Origin of the sequence: Arcobacter sp. F155 (genome assembly GCF_004116455.1) — a bacterium.
In the GTDB taxonomy this organism is placed as follows: domain Bacteria; phylum Campylobacterota; class Campylobacteria; order Campylobacterales; family Arcobacteraceae; genus Halarcobacter.
Genome location: NZ_PDJU01000006.1, coordinates 134,092 through 152,859 on the forward strand (window position 1 = coordinate 134,092; position 18,768 = coordinate 152,859).

Sequence of the window (18,768 nt, forward strand, 5' to 3'; positions counted from 1 at the left end):
GAAAGGTTCTCTAAAAATTATTTAAAAAGTGGGTCTTAACTATGAATGTAACAGTTGCCTTTTTAGAAACATCTAAACAGTTAGAAAACTTCAACTTTTCAAATAAAAATAAATACTTAATTTTATGTACTCAAAATAGTAAACTTGATTTAGAAAAACTCAATAGTTTAAATATAGAGTATTATGGTGCAATCTTTCCTAAACTAATATTTAAAAATAAAATATTTGAAGATGGTTATTTGATTTGTATTTTAAAAAACAATGTTCATATTGAGTTTATAGAAGATATGAATACCCATGAGTTTGATAATTCAACATTAAGTAATTATAATACTTTGATTACGATTATTGATGGGCTATCAGATTATAATACAGCTTTCTTAGAAAATATGTATGAACATACAAATATCAACTCTACTATTATTGGTGGTGGAGCTGGAACATTTGAAGAGAATAAAAAACATCTTTTTAATAATAATGGCTTTTACTCAAACTCTTCTATTATAGTGATGATTGATAATATTATAGATATAGGTGTAAGTGGAGGATGGCAAGTTTTAGATGGACCTTTTGTTGTTACATCATCTAAAGGAAAACTTCTTAAAGAGTTAGATTATAAAAGTGCTTTTGAATTGTATAAAGTTGCAATAGAAAAAGACCTTGGTAAAAAAGTTGAATTAAAAGATTTTTATAGTTTAATGAAAGATTATCCTCTTGGAATAGTAAAAAATGATGAGAAATATATCTTAAGAGACCCAATCTCTTTTCAAAAAGATTTTTTACATCTAGCAGGGGATATTGAAAACAATAGTGTAATCAATATCTTAAAAGCAAAAGAGAGTGATCTTTTAGAGTCAACAGCAAGTACAAGAAATCAAGTACTACAAAAAGGTGCTAAACACTTAATGATATTTGAGTGTGTATCAAGACTGGAGTATCTAACAGTAAATAGCTACTCTAAGCAATTAAGAGAGCTAAACAAGTGTGAGTCAATCAAAAGTGTCTTTGGTGTGATTAGCATAGGTGAAGTAGCAAACTCTGGTGAAAAATATATTGACTTACTAAATAAAAGTTGTGTAATAGGTGGAATATGTCATTAACAAAATTGTCTGTATCTTATAAGTGTGTAAACTCTATAGGAAATAGTTTAAATCTAGAAGAGATGATGGAAGAGTTCTTAAGAACTTTTATTAAAGAAACAGGTGCGATAAGTGGTTCTTTTTTTGTAAATAGAAGTTTAGACTTATGTGAAGAGGTTGCCTCATTAGGAAAGAAAAATCTTTTTAATATAGAAAGTATTAAAAAAAGACTAGAAGATGAGACTCTTATTTTAGAAGAAGTGGATGAGAATATAAAACTATTAGCATATAAGGTAAAAAAAGGCTGTTTGATTTTTCTTTATTCTTGTGAGAATGATTTTGATTTTATTACTTCTATTTTAGAGAGTCTAAAAAACAAAATAGAGATAAATATTGACTCATGTTTAAATGTTGAAAATTTAAAAGAGCAAATAGAAGAAGCTACAAAAGAGAACCTAGAAAAAGAGAGACAACTATTTGAACAACTAAAAATGTCACAAATGGGTGAACTAATAGGAAATATAGCTCATCAATGGAGACAACCATTAAATATCATCTCAACTGCAACAAGTGGAATGCAAATCAAAAAAGAGCTAGATATACTTACTGATGAAGATTTTAAAGAGTACACAAAAAGTATTTTAGAAAACTCAAGTTATCTGTCTGGAACAATAGATGAGTTTAGAGACTATATAAAAGATAGTAATAAAGAAAAAGAGATAATTGTACAAGATAGACTAAAAATGGCAACTGAGATGTTAAGGTCATCTTTTAGTTTAGAAAGTATAAATATCATTGAAGAGTTTGTAGAAGAAGAGAAACTACATTTTAAACTTGTATTAGGGGATTTATTACAGGTTCTGATTACTATCTTTAACAATGCAAAAGAAGCCTTGGTAGAAAAAGATGATTTAGAATACAAGTGGATAAAGTATAGTTTACGAAAAACAGACTATACTATTAAGATAACTATAGAAGATAATGCAGGTGGAGTAAATGAAAAGATAAAAGATAAAATCTTTAATCCATACTTTACTACAAAACATCAAGCCAGAGGAACAGGGATTGGTCTTTACTCTGCATATGGTATAATCGTAAATAAATTAGATGGTAAACTGTATGTAAAAAACACTGAATTTGGAGCGAAATTTTATATAGAGTTACCACTAAATGTAAATTATATTATATAAAGGTAATCCTATCTTACAAAATTCTGTAGAGACAATTGGCTATTTTAATGCCATCTTAGACTCATACAATGGAATAACTATCAATAAAGAAAACCTTCCTGATACTAAAGAAGAGTTTGAATTAAATCTTGATTTGCTAATAGATGAAGTTAAATCAAGAAGAAATCTTATTTGGATGTATATAGATATAAAAGATTCGCAGTTTATTCCTCTTGCTACGCAAAGAGGTTTTTTCTTTCACTCTTGTGATGAAGATTATGTATTAGTAGTAAAAAGACTAAAAGAGAATGCAATAATTCCAACACCTGCAAATCATACTTTAGGTGTGGGAGCAGTTGTAATAAATGAAAACAATGAAATACTTGTAATAAAAGAGAAAATATCAACTGTTGGATATAAACTTCCAGGTGGACATGTAGATAATGCAGAGATGATTTCTAATGCACTTGCAAGGGAAGTTTATGAAGAAACAGGGGTAAGAGTAGAGTTTGAGTCAGTTGTGTCTTTAGGGCACTTCTATCCTCACCAATTTCATAAATCAAATCTTTATGTACTGTGTTTAGCAAAACCTCTTACCCATGAGATAAATATATTTGATACAGATGAGGTAATAGATGCTAAATGGGTAGATGTAAATGAGTATCTAAATGATGAGAATGTATTAACTTACTCAAAAGCTATAGTAAATGCTGCATTAAGTACTAAAGGTTTTAAAATAGATAATGAACCTCTTAGTCATATAAAAAAAGAAATGGAATTATTCTTTCCTTTAGGAAAACAGAGTATAATCCAAAAAAAATAAATTATAATAAAGGAAATTAAAAATGAAAGAAATTATCTCAACACCAAATGCACCTTCAGCAATTGGACCATATAACCAAGGAACATCTTTTGGTGATTTAGTATTCTTATCTGGACAAATTCCATTAGACCCACAAACTATGGAACTAGTTGGAGGAGATGATGTACAAGCTCAAACAAAACAAGTAATGGAAAACTTAAAAGCAGTATTAGAAGAAGCAAACTCATCTTTTGATAATGTACTTAAAACAACTTGTTATTTATCTGATATGGATAACTTTGTAGCTTTCAATGAAATCTATGCACAATATTTCAAAGCTGAAACAGCTCCTGCAAGAGCTACAGTTGCAGTTAGAACTTTACCAAAAAACGTATTAGTTGAGGTAGATGTAATAGCTCATAAAAACTAGAACTTTGTACTACTTTTCTTTTTACTAAAGAAAAGTAGTCAAAAGAAAAGCGTAAGCAGGGATAAAAAATTACGCTAAAAATCTCAAAATATTAAAATTAAAAAACTCAGCTAAAGCTTCAAACAGTTTTAATTTCTTAACATATTTTTCAATTTTTCTTTACGTTATTTTTTAAATGCTTACTTCTTCCATAGTATTTGGGTTTTAAAGTTATTGATAAAGATTGTTCTAAAAACTTTCGTACTTTTTCATCTTTACAAAACTCATTATTAATTAAGTATTTAACATATTCAACTTCTTCCCACCAATCTTTTTTATTATGAGAGCCACTTCCATCACCTGAACATCTAGTTTTAAGACTTTTGCCAGATTCTCCTATATATAAAACTTCGTCTTTTTTTGAATATAAAATATAAATAGTAGGTTTATTTTTGCATCCAGCAGGAGAATTATTTTTTCTTCCATCTTTATTTAAAATGTCTTTTATATCATTTTTAATCAATGACTTTTCAATTTTATGATATATAGTTTTATTAAATTCTTCAATTATTTTCATTTTAAACTCAAACTCACTCTTTGTTTCTCTAAATCAACGCTTAGAACTTTTACTTTTTCTAAATTCTGATTGATACTTAAAACCTCACTTGGATGAGAGATTCTTTTATTTGATATTTGTGAGATATGAAGTAGGGCGTCATTTTTTAATCCTACATCAACGAAGGCTCCAAAGTCAGTTATATTTCTAACTATTCCAGATAAAACAAACCCTTCTTTTAAATCCTCTATTGAAGCTACATCTTGGGCAAATTTTACTTGATTGAAGTTTTCTCTGATATCAAAACCAGGTTTTTTAAGTTCTTCAATTATATCTTTTAGTTTTAGTAAAGAAGAGCCAAGTTCATTTGCTATAGTTTGTATTTGTGAATCTTTGATATCTTCTATTTTATAGTTTTTTTGCAAGTTTTTTGTTACTTCATAATCTTCTGGATGAATAGCAGTATTATTTAAAATAGATTTACCATCTTTTATTCTTAAGAAACCAACTGCTTGTTCATAAGCTTTTGCTCCAATACCTTTTACTTTTAGAAGCTCTTCTTTTGAAGTAAACTTTCCAATCTTTTCTCTATGTTCTACAATATTTTGTGCTAGTTTTTCAGTAATACCAGAAACAAAAGATAGTAGTTTATATGAAGCTGAGTTTAAATCAACACCTACTTTATTTACTAAGTCAATTGTTGTATTTTCTAATTTTAGAGCTAACTCTTTTTGATTTACATCATGTTGATATTGACCAATACCAAGTGATTTAGGGTCTATTTTTACTAAAGCTGCCATTGGGTCACGAAGTCTTGCTGCAATAGAAATAGCACCTCTAATAGTTACATCAAGATTAGGGTACTCTTTTTGTGCAATTTTAGAAGCAGAATAAACACTTGCACCTATCTCACTAACAATTGCATAGTTTATATCAAGATTTTTCTCTTTGATTAAAGTTGCTATAAAATCAGCAGTTTCCCTTGAAGCAGTTCCATTTCCAATAGCTATTGCTGTGATATTATATTTTTCAATTAAAGAGCAAACTACTTTAGAAGAGTTTGCAAAGTCCTCTTTTGGTTTTGTAGGATAAATCACAGTAGAATCAAGATATAAACCATCTTCATCTATAACAGCTAATTTACAACCAGTTTTATATCCAGGGTCAACTCCTAAAATAACTTGATTTACTAATGGAGCTGTTTGAAGTAACTCTTTTAAGTTTTTACCAAAAAGCTCAATAGCTTCGCTACTTGCTTTTTCTTTTAAAGTTGTAAGAGCTTCTCTTTTTAAACTAGGAAGTAAAAGTCTTTTTAGTCCATCTTTATAGGCATCAAATACTATCTCTTTTGAAGTGTTTGCCCAAGAAGGGATTTTATATTTTTTTATGTTCTCTAAAATATGTTTTTCATCAATATTTACTTTTATAGCTAGTTGTTTTTCATTTACAGCTCTTAATATTGCTAAAGTTCTGTGAGATTTGATGTATTTTATTTTTTCTTCTTTTTCAATAAAGCTTGAATAAAGACCATCTTTTTGAAACTCTTTACCTTCTTTTATCTCTATATTTCCCCAGTTTGAGATTAGCTTTCTTATTATCTCTTTTGATTTAAAATCATCGGCATATCTTTGAGCTATAATATCTTTTGCACCAGTTATAGCATCTTCACAAGATGTAACTTCTTTATTTAAAAACTGTTTTGCTTTTTGTGAAACTTCTTCTTTAGTGTATTTTAGACTTTGAATAATATTTGCAAAAGGCTCTAAGCCATTCTCTATAGCCTTACTTGTTCTTGAAGATTTTTTATCTTTAAAAGGTGTATAAATATCTTCTACTGCTTGTAAAGTTGTTGCTTCACTTAACTGTGATAAGACTTTGTCATTTAAAAAGTTCTTCTCTTTTAAAATAGAGATTATCTCTTCTTTACGTGAGAGTAGTTTTTGAGAGTAAGAATAAACTTCTTCAAAAGCTCTTAGTGCCTCATCACTTGCATTGTTTGTTAAATCTTTTCTATACCTTGCAATAAAAGGAATAGTACAACCTTCATTTAAAAGATTGATAATATTTTCTATAACTTTAGATGGAAGTTGTGTTTTCTCTTCTAGTAAGTTTAATAAATCGTTAGTCAAGAACTATTTCCTTGTAGTCACTTCTTGTATTTTCAAGTGGTTTATTGTTTTGTGCTCGTACAGTATATACAAAAGATATTTTTGCACTATCAGTTACATTTTTACTTGCATGGTGTAGTGTTTTACAGTGAAATAAAACAATATCACCTTTTGATAAGTTTTGGTGAGTTCTTTTTTCTATGATTTTTTGGTTTTCTTCATTTTCATCAATAAAATTATCTACTTCATCAAAAGAAGATTTATCAAATTTGATTTTATGTGTTCCAGGAATAAATTCTAAAAGACCATTTTCTAAAAACTCATCTCCTAAACTTAACCAAACTGATACTAAATCATCATTTTCAAAATGCCAATATCTTCTATCTTGGTGCCAGTAAGTTCTTGTACTTTCATGGGGAAGTTTAGTCATGATTGAGTTGTGGTGAGCTAAAGTTAAAACAGGAGTATCATTTAAAACTTGTTTTAAAATTGGTCTTATCTCTTTATTTGTCATCCACTCTTGAAATACTTCTTCTCTATCATATACTTGTCTTAATCTTCTAACTGTGATTTTATCTTCATCAAGGCTCATATACTCTTGTTCTGTTTCTATTGGAGCTTGTTTTTTTGTAAGATGTTCTTTTGCTTTTTCTAAAATTTTATCGCATAATTCATTGTCAGCAAAATTTTTTATTATTAAAAATCCGTCACGATTAAATTGCTCTAATTGTTCTTTTGATAATTCCATTGATAGCTTTCTTATAAATTTTTCGTATTATACATCAAAATCGATTTCTATTTTATTATCTAAATATTTACTATAATAAAATCTTATATTAATATTATAATTTTTTATTATCTATTAAGCCATTAAGTTTTATACTTAGCTTCTCTAGATTTAGAGAAAAATTATTTAGGAGAAATGATGAAAAAACTAGTTTTATTAGTAGGTATTTGTTTATCATTACTTGTAACAAACTCTTTTGCAAGTGATAAAAAAGGATTAAATGTTGTTTTAACTGCTTCAGATGCACAAACTCAACAAATGGCAATGGCTTTATCTATGATGACTTTAAAGCAAGGAAAAGAAGTAAATATGACTCTTTGTTCAAGTGCAGGGGATTTAGCTGTTAAGGGTATGAAAAGTGAAATTTTAAAGCCTATGAATAAAAGTCCAAAAATGATGATGAAAGCTATCATGAAAAAAGGTGCGAAAGTAGAAGTTTGTCCTTTATATTTACCAAATGCAGGGAAAGATGAATCTGTATTAATAAAAGGAATCACTGTTGCAAAACCACCAAAAGTTGCAGCACAACTTTTAAATGATGATTTTACAACATTAAGTTACTAAGACTTAAATATTTTATGGGTGAACAGCCTTTAGGGCTTCACCTATAGAAGTAATAGTTCTAACAGTAGTAACGCCAGCTCTTTCTAAAGCTGCATATTTCTCATCTGCTGTTCCTTTACTTCCATCAATAATTGCTCCTGCGTGTCCCATTCTTTTACCCTTTGGAGCGGTAACTCCTGCGATATAAGAAACAACAGGTTTTGTAATATTTGATTTGATAAACTCAGCAGCAGCTTCTTCTTTAGCTCCACCAATTTCACCAATCATTACAATTGCTTTAGTCTCTGGGTCATTTTCAAATCTTTGTAAGATATCAATAAAGTCACTTCCTGGAACAGGATCTCCACCAATACCTACACAAGTACTTTGACCAAATCCTGCATTTGTAGATTGATTAACTGCTTCATATGTTAAAGTACCAGACCTAGATACAATTCCAACACTTCCTGGCTTATGAATTGATTCTGGCATAATTCCCATTTTACATTGACCTGGAGTGATAATTCCTGGGCAGTTTGGACCAATAAGAGTTGAACCATTTAAATCAACTGCTGCTTTTACATCAAGCATATCAATTGTTGGAATACCTTCTGTGATACAAACAATTGTTTCAATACCATTTTCACTTGCTTCAATAATCGCATCTTTACAAAATGGAGCTGGAACATAGATAATAGAAGCATTTGCTCCTGTTAATCTTTTAGCACACTCTACTGTGTTATAAATTGGTAAGTCTAAGTGAGTTTGTCCTCTTTTACCTGGAACTACACCACTAACTACTGTTGTTCCATATGCAATTGCACGTCCTGTATGGAAACTTGCTTGTGCACCTGTTAGACCTTGAACTAATACTTTTGTATTTTTATCAATTAAAATTGCCATTAGTTCGCCCCTTGTGCTAGTTCAATAATTTTTTGTGCAGCTTTATCTAAGTCCGCTTCTTCATAAATTTCAATGTCAGAGTTTTTGATTAGTTCTAATCCCTCTTTAGCATTAGTTCCTTCAAGTCTTACTACAATAGGTACTGTTATTTCCATTTTTTGAGCAGCTGCTATAATACCTGAAGCTATGATGTCACATCTTACAATACCACCAAAGATATTTACTAAAATACCATCTACTTTTTCATCTGAAAGAATAATTTCAAAGGCTTCAATAACTCTACCTTCATTTACACTTCCACCTACATCTAAGAAGTTTGCAGGATCTCCACCGTGAGTTTTAATTAAATCCATAGTAGCCATTGCAAGACCTGCACCATTTACCATACAACCAATGTTTCCATCTAAGCTTACATAGTTAAGGTCTAGTTTTTCTGCTTTTAATTCTCTAGCGTCTTCTTGAGATTCATCTCTAATCTCATTCATTTTAGGCTGTCTGTAAAGAGCTGAGTTATCTACTTGAATCTTTCCATCAAGACATACTAAGTAACCTTGTTTTGTAACAACTAAAGGATTTACTTCTACAAGTGATAAGTCATTTTCAATAAACATTTTATACATTTTTTGCATTAAATCAATCATTTGTGCAGAAAGAGTTCTATCAAGTTTTAAGTCATCACAAATTTGTCTACACTGAGCAGGCATAATTCCTACAACTGGGTTAATAGGATTTCTTAAAATTTTTTCAGGTGATTTTTCTGCTACTTCTTCGATTTCCATACCACCTTCACTTGAAGTGATAATCATAATTCTTTGAGTAGTTCTATCAACTGCAAAAGCTAGATATATTTCATCTACAACCTCACAAGGCTCTTCAATAAAAATAGAGTTTACTGCTTGCCCCTCTTTTGTTGTTTGGTGAGTTACTAATCTACTTCCAAGTAATCTTCTAACTTCGTCATTTGCTTCTGTTTTTGATTCAGCAACAACAACTCCGCCAGCTTTTCCTCTTCCACCTGCGTGAACTTGGGCTTTAATTACCCATCTGTCTTCACCAATAGTTCTTAAAATATCATCTAATTGTGAAGGGTGAGTAAGTAGTTTCCCTTTTGTAGTTGGAATATCATATTTTCTGTAAAGGTTTTTTGCTTGATATTCATGAAGATTCATAAAGTTCCTTTTAAAGTGGTTCCACTTTTATTAGGAACCTATTATTTAATCTTATAAAATGTTTTAAAATAAAAACTTATATCAAAACTATGTTGTAATAGTGCTTAAGCTCAATAATATCTAACCAAAAATCAATGCAATTGATAGTATCATATTTATAAATATAAAGGATTTTTATGGCTTATTATTCATCATTTGGTGCAGCTCAAGGAGTAACAGGTTCTTGTCATCTTCTTGAAATAGGATATTTAAAGATTTTGGTTGATTGTGGACTTTTTCAAGGTAGAGATGAAGAGTTAAATATAGAAGAGTTTCCTTTTGACCCTAGTGAAATAGATTATGTAATTGTTACCCATGCACATTTAGATCATATAGGAAGGTTGCCATTACTTGTAAAAGAAGGTTTTAGTAAAAAAATCATTTCTACAAAAGCAACTTATGAAATAGCAAAATTGATGCTAGCAAATGCAGCTGGAATTATTCAAGAGAGTAAAAATCCAATTTATAATGAAAATGACGTAGAACCAACTTTAAAATTTTTTGGAACTTTTTTAGAGTATGGTGAGAGCATGAATTTAACTGATGATATAAAAATCTCTTTTAAAAATGCAGGGCATATCTTAGGTTCAGCTAGTTTAAAAATTGAGTATAAAGAAGATGGTATGGATAAGAGTGCTATTTTCTCCGGGGATTTAGGACAACATTCAAGAATAATAACTTCACCTTTACAAGCTTGGGAAAAAGGTAATTATATATTTTTAGAATCAACTTATGGGGATAGACTTCATGAGGATTTAACTATCTCAATAAATAGTTTTAAAGAGAATATTTTAAATACTATAAAAAAAGGTGGGGTTGTACTTCTTCCTTCTTTTGCTTTAGAAAGAACTCAAGAGATATTGTACTTATTAAAGCAGATGAGTGAAGAGGGATTATTATCAAATATTCCTGTTTACTTAGATGCTCCACTTGCAATAAATGTTACTAAGGTATTTAAGAAGTTTCCACACTTAATGAATGATGAAATAAAAGCAGTCTTCGAAGCTGGTCAAGACCCATTTAATTTTAAAGAGTTAATTACTACTTCATTAAAAGAAGAATCAATTGCTATAAATGAAGTTGCAGCTCCTAAGATAATAATTGCAGGTTCTGGGATGTGTGAAGGTGGAAGAATAAAATATCATTTAGTAAGATATTTGCAAAATCCATTAAATAAAGTAATCTTTGTAGGCTTTCAAGTTCCTGGAACTTTAGGAAATAAAATATCTACAATGTACAATAAAACTATTAAAATAGATGACTCTTATATTGATGTAAAAGCAGATATTGAGATTATAAATGGCTTTTCTGCTCATGCAGACCAAAGTGATTTAATTAATTTTGTAAAAAATTTAGAAGATATTTATTGTATTTATTTAATTCATGGTGATGAACAAAAACTGAAAATATTCAAAGAAAAAATAAATGATGAATTAGAAAGTAAAGTGCATATTGTAAAAAAGAAAGAGAGAATTTATATTTAAAAGAGGATTTCCTCTTTTAAATACTAATGATTATAATACTGGTGATTTAATAACCATCATTTTTTGGTTTTGCATTTCATTCATAGAATCAGGAATTCCACCTAATCCAAGTCCTGAAGTTTTTGCACCACCAAATGGCATCCAGTCAACTCTAAATGCAGTGTGGTCATTTACCATTACAGTAGTACCATTTAATCTTTTAACTGCTTTTAAAGCTGTATCAATATTTTTAGTAAATACTGCTGCTTGGAATGAAACATCAAGAGAGTTTGCTCTTGCAATTGCTTCATCAATATTTGAGTAAGAGTAAACAATTACTACTGGTCCAAATACTTCTTTAGTAGATACTAAAGCATCATCAGCAGGGTTTAAAATTACTGTTGGCTCATAACAAGAATCAGAGATTCTTTTACCACCAGTTAAAATTTTTCCACCTTTTTCTACTGCTTCATTAACCCACTCTTCAACTCTATTTACTTCGTTGTTATTAATAAGTGGACCAACTTCAGTTTTAGGGTCTAATTGATCACCTACAACTAATTTAGAAGCATAGTCAGTTAATTTTGAAGCTACTTCATCAACAATTGATTCATGTACATAAACTCTTTGTACTGATACACAAACTTGACCAGCGTGGTAGAAACCACCTTTTCCTAAGTCTGGAATCATAGCATCGATATCTGCATCTGGCTCAACGATAACTGGTGCAACTCCACCATGCTCTAATGCAGCTCTAGTTCCTGGGCTTGACTTAGAGTTTAAGTACCAACCAACAGGTCCTGAACCAATAAATGTAAAGAATGCAGTTTTAGGAGAAGTAACTAATAATTCTCCTCCTTGTCTATCACAAACTACAGCTTGTGCCCAACCATCAGGAAGACCAGCTTCTTTTAGTAATTCTACTAATCTAACTGCTGACATTGGAGTTTGAGTTGCAGGTCTGATAATTACAGGGCATCCAACAGCTAGTGCTGGAATTACTTGGTGAACTGCTAAGTTAAATGGGTGGTTGAATGCTGAAATTGCAGCAACTACACCAATAGGTTCTTTCATTGTATAAGCCATTCTGTTTGCACTTGATGCAGTGTGACCCATAGCAATTTCTTGACCTTCTTGAACTGCAAGTTGCTCAATTGCAATTTTTACACCATTGATAGCTCTTTGAATCTCAACTTTAGAGTCCATGTATGGTTTTCCACCTTCAGAAGCACAAAGAATAGTTAATTCTTCTACTTGTGAAGACATGATTTCCATTAGGTTTTCTAAGATTTCAATTCTCTTATACTTTGGAAGCCAGTTATCAACGTCTAAAAATTTATCATATGCAACGTCGATTGCTTTTTCTACACCTTCTACACTTGTAAAAGGTACAGTTCCAACTACTTTTCCGTCAAATGGTGATGTTACTTCAATTGTACTCATTTATATCCTTTACTTTGGTTTTGTTTGTATTATACCATACAAGTTTTATTTGCTAATAAGTCATTTAAAATTGAATGATTTAATGAATAATCAACTGCTAAGTCGATTAAGTGTACACCTTTAGAGTTTACACATTTTTCTAATGTTTCTTCAAACTCTTCACAAGATTCTGGTCTATAACCTTTAGCACCAAATGATTCTGCAAATTTAACAAAATCAGGGTTACCTAAATCAAGTCCGAAAGTATCGAATCCCATACCTGTTTGTTTCCATTTAATCATTCCATATGCGTTGTCATTTAGAATAATTACAGTTAAATCAAGTCCAAGTCTTACAGCTGTTTCCATCTCTTGGTCATTCATCATGAATCCACCATCACCACAAACTGCAACAACTTTAGAATCAGGATTTACCATTTTAGCTGCCATACCAGAAGGAAGTCCAGCACCCATAGTAGCAAGAGCATTATCTAATAATAGAGTGTTAGGCTTAGCACATCTATAGTTTCTTGCAAACCAGATTTTATAAACACCATTGTCAAGTGTTACGATATCATCATCACTTGTTAAAGTTTGTCTAATAGTTCTAACTGCTCTTTGTGGTAAGATTGGGAATCTTGTATCACCAAAGTATTTAGAAAGTCTATTTCTGATTTCATCTGCTAATCTTACATAGTAATCAAAGTCCCAGTGCTCTTGTTTAGAAATAGCATTTGTGATTTTTTCTATACTTGATGAGATATCACCAACAACATCTAATTGTGGGAAATAAGTATCATCTACTTCTGATGGGAAGAAGTTTACGTGTAATACTTTAGTAGCTCCTTCTTCATTTTCCATAAAGAATGGTGGCTTTTCAATTACATCATGACCAACATTGATAATTAAGTCAGCTCTTTCAATTGCACAGTGAATAAAGTCATCTTTAGATAATGCAGCAGTTGATAAACATAATTTGTGGTTTTCATCAACAACACCTTTACCCATTTGAGTAGAGAAGAAAGGAATTCCAGTTTCATTAACGAATTCAGTTAATGCAGTAGAAATTTCATCTCTATTTGCAGCATTACCAATACATAATAATGGTCTTTTTGCTTTTTCAATCATTTTAACTGCGTCAGCAATAGCTTTTTTATGAGCAGTTGGGTATTGGAACTCTTGAACTGGATAGATGTTATCATCAATATCTTCTTCAGCAGAAATATCTTCAGGGAACTCAATGTGAACTGCACCTGGTCTTTCAGTAGTTGCAATTTTAAATGCTTCTCTTACAACTGAAGGAACATTGTTACCATTAACAATTTGCTTAGCATATTTTGTCATTGGTCTCATCATTCTAACGATATCAATAATTTGGAATCTACCTTGCTTAGATTTTTTAATTGGTTTTTGACCAGTAATCATAAGCATTGGCATAGCACCTAATTGTGCATATGCAGCAGCAGTAGCGAAGTTAGTAGCACCAGGCCCTAAAGTTGATACACATACACCAACTTTTCCAGTTAATCTACCATAAGTAGCAGCCATGAAACCTGCACCTTGCTCGTGTCTAGTTAAGATTAATTTGATTTTGTCTGATTTTCTTAGTGCTTCTAGTAAGTCTAGATTCTCTTCTCCAGGAATACCAAATATGTACTCAACACCTTCATTTTCTAACGCCTTAATAAATAAATCTGATGCGTTCATCTTATCTCCAATTTTTTTAATTAAATATTTATGAAAGTTTCCCACATTTTGATTTAAACAGTTGTTAATCATTATGATTATTTCTTAAGTTTCACATTTTTTTTTATAAGTGCGAATATTCGACACAATCGTTTCTGTATTATTATAATAAGTTTAAAGAAAGAGATTAGAGTAGTATTATAATTCTTTGGAGGAAAAAGCCTAAAAAGATGAGATATTAAATCTCACCTTTAATGCTTTTAAGGTCTTCTATCTTGTTTAAGTAATTGGCTTTTTTAGAGCTTACGAACTCAATTCTATCTTCATTGATTTCTAAATATTGATTTTTTGAATATTGGATGATTTTATAAAGATAGTTTCTTTTTGAAGTTAAGAAATCTTCAATTTTTTCAAATCCAAAATTTGCTTTTAGTTTTGTAAGAATTTCATCTTCCCTTGGATGATATACATTAAATCTTGCAGGTTCTTTTTCATATAAAGCAACTGATTCTGCAATTTGCTGTTCAAAGTGTGCAATTGTAGCTTGTGTAGTTTGAATATATGAGTAAGATAAAGCTCCATTAAAGTATGCGAATTTTTTTCTTAAAGCTGAAATATTTTCTAAAATTGCACGGTGGAAAGACCTTAATACATTTTCATAAACTTTAGCTGCAAAGTGTCTAGTTGTTGAAAACTCTGAGTCTGAAGCAATCTCTCTATGCTTTTTTATAAGTTCATATGGTTCTTGCCATCTATGAATTCTTTGTTTAATCTCTCTATAAACATTTCTAAATGCTTCATCACTTGCTAACTCAACTTCTTTTAACTGTTTGATTGCTCTTTTAAACATTTTATCAATTGTTTGGTCATCATAGAAAAGGTTTTTATAAACATTATCACTATCAATCCAATATGTTTCATACTCAATTTTTTCAAAGGAGTCTTTATTTAAAAAACCACCTTTTTCTTCATATCTATATGCTTTTTGTTTTTTGATATTTTTAAATGTTTCATGGGCCATTTTTTCCATAATTGATTCAAGTGAGTTGTAGATTGTAAATAACTCTTTTGAATAAGTTTTATGAATGTTTTCAAAGGCATCAAGAATATCAGTTTCTGCTTCTTTTAAAATCTCACATAAAGAGTCATAAACACCAATAATAGTCTCATACTCTTTTACTAAAATATCGCAGATACCTTTTAAATCTTTTTTAATAGCATACTCTTTAGCTTCAGCTGCTTGGGGTCTAATAGTATTTTCAATAAAATCAAGAACCTCTTGAATATTTGATTCTTCAAGTAGTTTTGTATTATCTGTATTATCAACAGCATTGATTTTATCAATAGCTTCTTGGTATTTGTTAAACTCTTCTTCAAAGCTTTTTAGAGTTTGAATTCGGCTCTCTTTTAAGTCTTTTTTGAAGTTTTCTATTAGCTTTTCTTGTTGTGTTTCTACTAAAATATCTTTGTGTGCAGCTCTTGATTCAAGTGCCATTTTAGCTGAGATTGGAGTAACTTGTGCAAAGTATTTAGAGAATTTATCTTTAATATAGTTTGTCGTAGTTTCAATTTGCTCTTGGCTAAATTTATCTTTTTGATTAAGTACACAAAGAGATTTATTTTTAAAGTGCTCCATATACTCTTCAAGTACTTCTGCTTCAGACATTTTCCCTGCATTATCAATAAGTGTAAGCCAAATAATTCCACCAACATCTCTTAATACTCTTCTTGTGGTATCTGTATCACTTTGAGATTGAGAGTTTAGACCTGGAGTATCAACAAAAGAGATGTCTTTTAAGATATCCATTGGAGCATAAAGAGTTAGATATTTGATATCTGCCATTTCATGTTGTCTTTGGTCTGTAAAGTCTGCAATTGACTCAATAGGAGCATATTCATGAGCTCCTGAGTAGTAAGTGATTTTTAATTTATACTCATCACCATAATTAATAAAGTTTACTTTAGAAGTAACAGGAGTGATACCTGTAGGTAAAATATTTCTTGAAAGTAGGGCATTTAAAAATGTTGATTTACCAGAAGAGAATTGTCCAGTAATAGCAACTTCCATTGGATATCTTGATCTTCTAATTTGCTTATCTAAAATACTTTTTAATTGAATAGACGGGTGAAACTTTTCATCTAAAAGTCTATCTTTAACTTTTTTTATATCACCAACTAGACCTTCTTCATATTCAATCTCAACTGATTTATTATATGTATCATTGAACTCTTTTACAAAACTACTTAATATACTCATTATTTAAGTCCTTTGTTTATAGCATCTAGCTTTTTGATTTTCTTGTGAATTTCAATTGTTAATTCATCTTTATTAGCTTCATTCTCTTCAAAGTTAGCAATTCTATCTTGAAGTGATTTTTCATCTTTTTTTAATTTGTGTTCAAATACTTTTAGAGGTTCTTCAATTTGTGCAAAGAAGTTCTCAATTAGTGTTTGAGATACATCTTTTGCTTTATGAAGAATATTTGTTTCAATTGAAGAAAACTCTTCTTTTATAAATGATTCAATACTACTGTTTAAGTCATTTAATTTATTTGCTTTACTTTTTGAAACTTCATTTGTGATTTTTGAAACTAAAACTTCATTTGAAGAAGTTAAAAAACCAGCTTTAAAGTCATCTTGGAAAAAGCCTCTTGCATCAAAGTTATCATTTTTGTGACCAATTACAAAACCTAAGTCTTGATATTTTTGCTCACAAACTTCACCAATACTTTGAGATTTTTTGATAAATTTATATCTATAATCTCTGATAATATCAATAATCCCATCTTTAATTGCAGTTTCAACTATTGTTTTCACCCTTGAACTTGGAGGTCTTTTTTTAGTCTTTTCAAAAGAGTATTTAACATCATTGTAGACTCTTTGTCTAATTACATTTTGAAGCTCTATTAGTTCAGTATTTAAAAAAGTTTCTAAAGTTTCTAAATATGATTTTGCATCATTTTTATATAAAGATATATCCTCTTTTAAACTTGTAAATATTCTTTTATTTGTGTCTTTTTTCTGATTAAACTCTTCTAGGTCAGCTTCAAGTTCTTCTTTTGATTTTGAAAGTAATACTAGTTCATAATTAAAAGATTTAATCTCTTTTTCTATTGTTTTTTGAACTTGTGATTTAGCACTTTTTATAATAAGTTCTGATTTATTTGAACCAGTTCCAAATAGTGTTTCATGCAGATAATTTTCAATCTCTAAAATACCAGTATCTTCAATATTATAACCAGCATCTATTGCTTCTTGTGCTCTTCCTGTTCTATGAAGTAGAGCCATTTTCCCTGAGATAGGAATAAATTTAATACTATTTAAAATATAGTCTAGCTTACTATCTTTATTTTGAGCTCTTAGTTGATTCTCAATAGAAGTTTTTGTGTAGTTAATAACTTCTTCAAGTTGTTCTTTAGAAACTGTATCAGCTCTTGTTATTACAACTAATAGTTTTGTAACATTTTGGTAAAGTAGTGCATCAATAATAAACTCAACATCTTTTAAAGTAGCACTTTGAGATACGTTCATAAGGTGAAGCATTAAGTCACATTGAGATAAATACTCTTTTGTAATCTCTTCCCTTTGAATAACTGGGTCATCTAATCCTGGAGTATCAACAATTTCAATACCTTCTTTTAAAAAGTCTAAGTCTGATTTTAACTCTACATATTTTACAAGATTACATTTTTTACCACTAGCTTCTGCTGATGTGAATTTTGCAAGATTATTAATATCAACTTTTTCACTTACTGATTCTTCTTTGATTAAATTATCTAACTCATCTTTGAAAATAGACTTTGTCTCTTTTACAAAATCTGCAATTGATTCTATTTGTTGAGCTGATGATTCAATTCTATCCCACTCATTTTTATTCCAATAAAATACATTTGCTTCTGGTTTTCCATGTTTTACAATAGTTAAGTTTGCTGTTTCAGGAACAACTGCACTTCCAAGAATCTCTTGTCCCATAAGAGCATTAAGCATTGTAGATTTACCAGCATTCATTACACCAGTAATTCCTATAGAGAATTTTTGATTCCCTAAGTAGTCTTGTGTACCACTTAACTCATTTATAAAGTCATCAGTTTTAAATAGCTTTTTTAAATCACCAATTGTATTTTCTAAAATAGATTTAGCTTCTTTAAATGGGATTTTTTCTTTTTCTGAAGAGTCATCTAAATTATCAATCTCTTTATTAACAGTTAGTTCTTCTGGGTCAAAAAGTGAAATTAAAATTTTACAAGAAGATTTTTCAATAATATTTTCATCTTTTAAATATTCAAATGCTCTATGTAGTTTTTCTAGGTGAACATTTTTTGTATCTACTTTAAGTGAATCAAGTAAGCAGTGTTGTAATTGGTAGATGTCATCTAAAGTTTTAACTTCTTTGTTTGTAACTTTTGCAACAAGTTCATTAAAACTATCTAGTGAAATATATTTTTCATAATCTTTTCTAGTAGCACAAAGTACTAAAGCCGTAATATCAAAAAAATCATCTTGGCTTTTGTTATCAATGGTTCCAAAAGTAGTTGTTTGCTCTATATGTTTCCCATGATAAAGTAAGAAGTAATCATTTGCTAATCCCATGCATATCTCCTAAAATATAAAAAGTTAATTACTCCAACGAATAA

15 protein-coding genes are annotated in these 18,768 nt (G+C 29.8%); 6 read left to right on the top strand and 9 right to left on the bottom strand.

The window, feature by feature from the left end:
- The first annotated feature begins 41 nt into the window (after window positions 1-41).
- From CRV03_RS08185 to CRV03_RS08200, 4 genes are read left to right on the top strand one after another with little or no spacing between them, the layout of a single operon-like run.
- Window positions 42-1,100 (top strand): FIST N-terminal domain-containing protein, encoded by a 1,059-nt coding sequence (locus CRV03_RS08185; protein WP_129084649.1) that lies wholly within the window; start codon window positions 42-44, stop codon window positions 1,098-1,100.
- Complete coding sequence (locus CRV03_RS08190; RefSeq protein WP_129084650.1) at window positions 1,091-2,269, top strand: sensor histidine kinase; 1,179 nt, start codon at window positions 1,091-1,093, stop codon at window positions 2,267-2,269. Before CRV03_RS08185 ends, CRV03_RS08190 begins: the two co-directional genes overlap by 10 nt.
- 52 nt (window positions 2,270-2,321) lie before the next feature.
- Window positions 2,322-3,071, top strand: a complete 750-nt coding sequence (locus CRV03_RS08195; RefSeq protein ID WP_258239047.1) for an NUDIX domain-containing protein — start codon at window positions 2,322-2,324, stop codon at window positions 3,069-3,071.
- Between the two features lie 22 nt (window positions 3,072-3,093).
- Entirely contained in the window at window positions 3,094-3,480 is a 387-nt protein-coding gene (locus tag CRV03_RS08200; RefSeq protein WP_129084652.1) for a RidA family protein, read from the top strand.
- A 148-nt stretch (window positions 3,481-3,628) separates the two neighbouring features.
- Here the strand turns inward: CRV03_RS08200 and CRV03_RS08205 are convergent, their stop codons facing one another.
- The 3 genes from CRV03_RS08205 to CRV03_RS08215 are packed head-to-tail and all read right to left on the bottom strand — an operon-like array spanning window position 3,629 to window position 6,871.
- The gene (locus CRV03_RS08205; RefSeq protein WP_129084653.1) at window positions 3,629-4,036 is read right to left on the bottom strand and encodes a hypothetical protein; all 408 of its coding nucleotides are present in this window, start codon (window positions 4,034-4,036) and stop codon (window positions 3,629-3,631) included.
- A complete protein-coding gene (locus tag CRV03_RS08210) occupies window positions 4,033-6,144 on the bottom strand; it encodes a helix-hairpin-helix domain-containing protein (RefSeq protein WP_129084654.1) in 2,112 nt (703 codons plus the stop codon). The genes CRV03_RS08205 and CRV03_RS08210 overlap by 4 nt, the downstream gene beginning before the upstream one ends.
- A complete protein-coding gene (locus tag CRV03_RS08215) occupies window positions 6,137-6,871 on the bottom strand; it encodes a phytanoyl-CoA dioxygenase family protein (RefSeq protein WP_129084655.1) in 735 nt (244 codons plus the stop codon). Before CRV03_RS08215 ends, CRV03_RS08210 begins: the two co-directional genes overlap by 8 nt.
- A gap of 177 nt (window positions 6,872-7,048) precedes the next feature.
- On the opposite strand from CRV03_RS08215, the gene CRV03_RS08220 reads away from it, so the two are divergent.
- Window positions 7,049-7,474 (top strand): hypothetical protein, encoded by a 426-nt coding sequence (locus CRV03_RS08220; protein ID WP_129084656.1) that lies wholly within the window; start codon window positions 7,049-7,051, stop codon window positions 7,472-7,474.
- 12 nt (window positions 7,475-7,486) lie between these two features.
- Here the strand turns inward: CRV03_RS08220 and sucD are convergent, their stop codons facing one another.
- Window positions 7,487-8,356: a succinate--CoA ligase subunit alpha gene (gene sucD, locus CRV03_RS08225; RefSeq protein WP_129084657.1), complete on the bottom strand. Its 870-nt coding sequence runs from the start codon at window positions 8,354-8,356 to the stop codon at window positions 7,487-7,489.
- Window positions 8,356-9,525, bottom strand: a complete 1,170-nt coding sequence (gene sucC / locus CRV03_RS08230; protein WP_129084658.1) for an ADP-forming succinate--CoA ligase subunit beta — start codon at window positions 9,523-9,525, stop codon at window positions 8,356-8,358. Before sucC ends, sucD begins: the two co-directional genes overlap by 1 nt.
- A 176-nt stretch (window positions 9,526-9,701) precedes the next feature.
- On the opposite strand from sucC, the gene CRV03_RS08235 reads away from it, so the two are divergent.
- Window positions 9,702-11,048 carry an MBL fold metallo-hydrolase RNA specificity domain-containing protein gene (locus CRV03_RS08235; protein ID WP_129084659.1) on the top strand — a complete coding sequence of 449 codons (1,347 nt, stop codon included), beginning with the start codon at window positions 9,702-9,704 and terminating at the stop codon, window positions 11,046-11,048.
- A gap of 30 nt (window positions 11,049-11,078) precedes the next feature.
- On the opposite strand, the gene CRV03_RS08240 is transcribed toward CRV03_RS08235, so the two are convergent.
- The 4 genes from CRV03_RS08240 to CRV03_RS08255 form a co-directional block, all read right to left on the bottom strand.
- Window positions 11,079-12,470, bottom strand: coding sequence for an aldehyde dehydrogenase family protein (locus tag CRV03_RS08240; protein WP_129084660.1), 1,392 nt, complete (start codon window positions 12,468-12,470; stop codon window positions 11,079-11,081).
- A 29-nt stretch (window positions 12,471-12,499) separates the two neighbouring features.
- Window positions 12,500-14,155: an acetolactate synthase large subunit gene (locus tag CRV03_RS08245; RefSeq protein WP_129084661.1), complete on the bottom strand. Its 1,656-nt coding sequence runs from the start codon at window positions 14,153-14,155 to the stop codon at window positions 12,500-12,502.
- Between the two features lie 217 nt (window positions 14,156-14,372).
- Entirely contained in the window at window positions 14,373-16,391 is a 2,019-nt protein-coding gene (locus CRV03_RS08250; protein WP_129084662.1) for a dynamin family protein, read from the bottom strand.
- On the bottom strand, window positions 16,391-18,724 hold the full coding sequence (locus tag CRV03_RS08255) for a dynamin family protein (RefSeq protein ID WP_129084663.1): 2,334 nt from the start codon (window positions 18,722-18,724) through the stop codon (window positions 16,391-16,393). Before CRV03_RS08255 ends, CRV03_RS08250 begins: the two co-directional genes overlap by 1 nt.
- Between the last annotated feature and the right edge of the window lie 44 nt (window positions 18,725-18,768).